1 protein-coding gene is annotated in these 5,192 nt (G+C 76.5%); it reads left to right on the plus strand.

Going from position 1 to position 5,192, the window contains the following annotated elements:
* Nucleotides 1-5,192: type I polyketide synthase (locus ABT093_RS40345; RefSeq protein ID WP_350572495.1), on the plus strand; the 5,192-nt coding region annotated here is incomplete at both ends.

The raw sequence follows: 5,192 nt of genomic DNA on the forward strand, positions 1-5,192 counted from the left end.
GTCCCGGTCGCGGATCAGCTCGAAGAGGTCCCGGGCGCCGTGGTCCTGGAGACCCTGCGCCGCAACGAGGGTGGTCCCGCGCGTCTGGTGACGGCCTTGTCGGCCGCCTTCGTCGCGGGTCTGCCCGTCGACTGGACCACCCTGCTCCCCGCCGGTCCCCAGGCCGACCTGCCGACCTACCCGTTCCAGCGCGAGCGCTACTGGGTGACGGCTGCCGACGCGGGATCCTCGGGGGCCGGTCGCGGCCAACTCGCCGTCGACCACCCGGTGCTGGGCGCCGCCGTCGAACTGGCCGACGGCTCCGGGACGGTCCTGACCGGACGGCTCTCCACCGCCACCCACCCGTGGCTCGCCGACCACGCCGTGCTCGGCACGGTCATCGTCCCCGGCACGCTGTTCGTGGAACTCGCCCTGTGGGCCGGAGACCGGGTCGGTCACGGCGAGATCGAGGAACTCACGCTACCCGCACCGCTGGTGCTGCCCGAGACGGGCGGCGTCCAGCTCCAGGTCTCCGTCGGCGCGCCGGACGGGTCCGGCGCCCGGGCGGTCGGCATCCACTCCCGGCCCGAGCACGCACCCGCCGACCAGCCCTGGACCCGGCACGCCACCGGCCTGCTGGTCGTCCCCGCCGAGGGGGCCGACGCCGTCGCACCGGACCTCACGGCCTGGCCGCCGCCGGGGGCCGCACCCGTCGCGACCGAGGGCGCGTACGAGCGGCTGGGCGCCGCCGGCTTCGACTACGGCCCGGTGTTCCAGGGTCTGCGGGCCGCCTGGCGGCGCGGCGACGAGATCTTCGCCGAGGTCGAACTCCCCGTGGAGGCCGACGCGGAGACCGACCGCTTCGCGCTGCACCCCGCCCTGCTGGACGCCGCCCTCCACGCGCTGGCGGCGGCCCGCGAGCAGGCCGGGCCGGACGGGCCCGCCGGCCCGGCGGCCGGGGCGCGGGTGGCCTTCGCCTGGCGCGGCGTCCGGTCGGCCGCCGGGCCGAGGCCCGCCGCGGGCGCCTCCCGCCTGCGCGTCCGGCTGTCGCCCACCGGGGCGGACGCGGTGTCGCTGGACCTGGCGGACGACGCGGGGGCGGGCGTCGCGTCGGTGGCGGCGCTCACCGTTCGCCCCGTCACGGCGGAGCAGCTGCGCCCGGCCGGTCCGTCGCACCGCGACGCGCTGTTCCGGGTGGAGTGGCGGGCGGCCGAGCCCGACTCCGGGACGGTGCCGCCGTGGGCCCTGCTCGGCCCGGTCGGAGGCGCGGACGCGCCCGGGTCGGCCGCCCGCCTGGCCGGGGAACACCGCCCGGCCGCCCGGTTCGAGGACCTCGCCGCGGTCGTCGCGGCCGACGAGGCCGTGCCCGCCACGGTCGTGCTGCACGTCCCGGTGGCGCCCGAGGCCGGGGAGGACGTCCCCGCCCGGACCCGCAGGCTGCTGGGCTCGGTGCTCGGCCTGCTCCAGGACTGGTTGGCGCGGGACCGCTTCGACGGTGCCCGCCTGGTCGTCGTGACGACGGGTGCGCTCGCCGCCCGTGCGGACGAGCCGGTCGCCGATGTCGCGGCCGCCGCCGTCTGGGGCCTGGTGCGCTCGGCGCAGTCGGAGCACCCCGGCCGCTTCACCCTGCTCGACCTCGACGGCGACGAGGCCTCGCTCGCCCGGTGGCCGCTTGCACTGGCCGCCCCGGAGCCGCAACTGGCCCTCCGTGAGGGGACGTTGCTCGTGCCGCGGCTGGTCCGCGCGACCCCGCCGCCGGCCGCCGACGGCGGGCTCGACCCGGAGGGCACCGTCCTGGTCACCGGCGCCACCGGCGGCCTGGGCGCGCTCGTCGCACGGCACCTGGTGACCGGCCACGGCGTACGCCGGCTGCTGCTGCTGTCCCGCCGTGGCACCGCCGCGCCGGACGCCGCCGCACTCCTCGCCGACCTCGCCGGGCTGGGCGCCGAGGCCACCCTGCTGGCCTGTGACCTCGCCGACCGCGACGCCCTGGCCGCCGCGCTGGCCCGGGTGCCCGACGAGCACCCGCTGACCGGCGTGGTCCACACCGCGGGCATCGTCGACGACGGACTGGTGGAGACCCTGACGGCCGGTCACCTGGACCGCTCGCTGCGCCCGAAGGCCGACGGGGCGTATCACCTGCACGAACTCACCCGGGACGCCAAGCTCGCCGCCTTCGTGCTCTTCTCCTCCGGTGCGACCACCTTCGGCGGCCCGGGCCAGGGCAACTACGCGGCCGCCAACGCCTTCCTGGACGGCCTGGCGCAGCACCGGCGGGCGCTCGGCCTGCCGGCGATCTCCCTCGCCTGGGGCCTGTGGGCCGGCACCCAGGGCATGGGCGGGCGGCTGAGCGAGGCCGACCTCGCCCGGTGGGCGCGGACCGGCGCGGTCGCGATGCCGGCCGAGGAGGCGCTGAGCCTGTTCGACCTCGCGCTCGCCGAACCCGGCGCGACCCTCGTGCCCGCGCACCTGGACCTCCGGGCCGTCCGCGCCCGTGCGGCGGACGCACCCGCGCTGTTCGGCGACCTGCTGGGCGCGGCGGCCCGCCGCCGCGACCGGCAGCCCGGTGCGGCCCCGCTGGCCGCCCGGATCGCCGCCATGGCGGCCGCCGACCGCGAGCGGGCGCTGCTGGAGATCGTCCGGACCGAGGCCGCGGGCGCGCTGGGCCACCGGTCGGCCGAAGCGGTGCACGCGACCCGGGCCTTCAAGGAGCTCGGCTTCGACTCGCTGACCGGTGTCGAGCTGCGCAACCGTCTGAACGGCGCCACGGGTCTGCGGCTGCCGTCCACCCTGGTCTTCGACCACCCGACCCCGGCCCGGCTCGCCGGCCACCTGCTGGAACGGCTGACCGGCGCCGCCGGACCGGACGAGTCGGCGGCGGTCCCCGCGCCCACCTCGGCCGCCGGCGCGGGCACCGACGGTGATCCGGTCGTGATCGTCGGCATGGGCTGCCGCTTCCCGGGCGGTGTCGCCTCGCCCGAGGACCTCTGGGAGCTGGTCGCCGCAGGCGGCGACGCGATCGGGGACTTCCCGGGCGATCGTGGCTGGGACGTGGCCGGGCTCTTCGACCCCGACCCGGAGGCGTCCGGGAAGAGCTACGTCCGCCGCGGTGGATTCCTGTCGGGTGTGGCGGAGTTCGACGCCGAGTTCTTCGGGATCTCGCCGCGCGAGGCGCTGGCGATGGACCCGCAGCAGCGCCTGCTGCTGGAGGCCTCCTGGGAGGCGGTGGAACGGGCCGGCATCGACCCCGGCTCGCTGCGCGGCAGCCGGACCGGGATCTTCGCCGGCGTCATCGACAACGACTACGGCTCGCGCCTCGACCGCGTCCCGGAGGAGGTCGAGGGCTACGTCGGCTACGGCAGCGCGAGCAGCATCGCCTCCGGCCGGGTCGCCTACTCGCTGGGGCTGGAGGGCCCGGCGGTGAGCATCGACACCGCGTGCTCGTCGTCGCTGGTCGCGCTGCACCTGGCGGCGGGCGCGCTGCGCTCGGGGGAGTGCGACCTCGCGCTCGCGGGCGGAGTGACGGTCATGTCGACGCCCGAGTTCTTCGTCGAGTTCTCGCGGCAGCGCGGACTGTCCTCGGACGGCCGCTGCAAGGCGTTCTCGGCGGCGGCCGACGGCATGGGCGCCGGCGAGGGCGTCGGCCTGGTCCTGCTGGAGCGCCTCTCGGACGCGCGCCGCCACGGGCACCGGGTGCTGGCGGTGGTGCGGGGCAGCGCGGTGAACCAGGACGGCGCGTCCAACGGGCTGTCCGCACCCAACGGGCCCGCCCAGCAGCGCGTGATCCGGCAGGCGCTCGCCAACGCGGGCCTGACCACGGCGGACGTCGACGTGGTGGAGGCGCACGGGACGGGTACCCCGCTGGGCGACCCGATCGAGGCGCAGGCGCTGCTGGCGACGTACGGGCAGGGCCGTCCCGAGGAGCGGCCGCTTCGGCTCGGTTCGGTGAAGTCGAACATCGGCCATGCCCAGGCGGCGGCGGGTGTGGCGGGTGTGATCAAGATGGTGCTGGCGCTGCGCCACGGCCTGCTGCCGAGGACGCTGCACGTGGACGCGCCCTCGTCGCACGTGGACTGGTCGGAGGGCGCGGTCGAGCTGCTGACGGAGGCGGCGGAGTGGCCGGAGACCGGTCGGCCGCGCCGGGCCGGGGTGTCCTCGTTCGGGATCAGCGGCACCAATGCGCATGTGGTGCTGGAGGAGGCGTCGGAGGCGGAGGTTCCGGCGGCGGTCGAGCCGATCGGCGGGGTGGTGCCGTGGGTGGTGTCGGCTCGGTCGGGTGCGGCGCTGCGGGAGCAGGTGGAGCGGTTGCGGGAGTGGGCGGTGGCGCATCCCGGGGCCGATCCGGTGGACGTCGGCCGGTCGCTGGTGACGGGCCGGGCGGTGTTCGAGCACCGGGCGGTCGCCGCCGGACGGACGATGGCCGAGCTGGTGGACCGGCTGAGTGAGATCGCCGGGGGTGAGTCGGCTGCGGTGTCGGGTTCGGGCGCGGTGTTCGTGTTCCCGGGCCAGGGCTCGCAGTGGGCGGGGATGGCCGCCGAACTCCTCGACGCCTCACCGGTGTTCGCCGCTGCGATCGCAGAGTGCGCGGGGGTGATGGATCCGCTGACCGACTGGTCGCTGCTGGAGGTGCTGCGCGACGGTTCGGGTGCGCTGCTGGAGCGGGTCGACGTGGTGCAGCCCGTGCTGTTCGCGGTGATGGTGGGCCTGGCGCGGTGGTGGGAGTCGTGCGGGGTTCGGCCGGCGGCCGTGATCGGCCATTCGCAGGGTGAGATCGCCGCCGCGCATGTGGCGGGGCTGCTGTCTCTGGAGGACGCGGTCCGGGTGGTGGTGCTGCGTTCGCAGGCGCTGCGTGGGGTGACGGGTGGCGGGATGCTGTCCGTCGGTCTGGGCGCGGAGCGGGCGGCCGAACTCGTGGCGGAGGATGAGCGGTTGTCGCTGGCGGCGGTGAACGGGCCGTCGAGTGTGGTGCTGTCCGGGGATGTCGAGGCGCTGACGGCCGTGGTCGAGCGGTGTGAGCGTGAGGGCGTCCGGGCCCGCTGGATTCCGGTCGACTACGCCTCGCACTCGGCGTACATGGACGCGGTCCGCGATGAGGTCGTCGAACTGTCCTCCTCCGTGCGGCCGTTGGCGGGCCGGGTGGCGATGTACTCGACGGTGACCGGCGAAGCGGTCGAGTCGCCGGAGCAGCTGGCGGGTTCGTACTGGTTCGACAA

Origin of the sequence: Kitasatospora sp. NPDC002551 (assembly GCF_040296005.1) — a bacterium.
Classification (GTDB): domain Bacteria; phylum Actinomycetota; class Actinomycetes; order Streptomycetales; family Streptomycetaceae; genus Kitasatospora.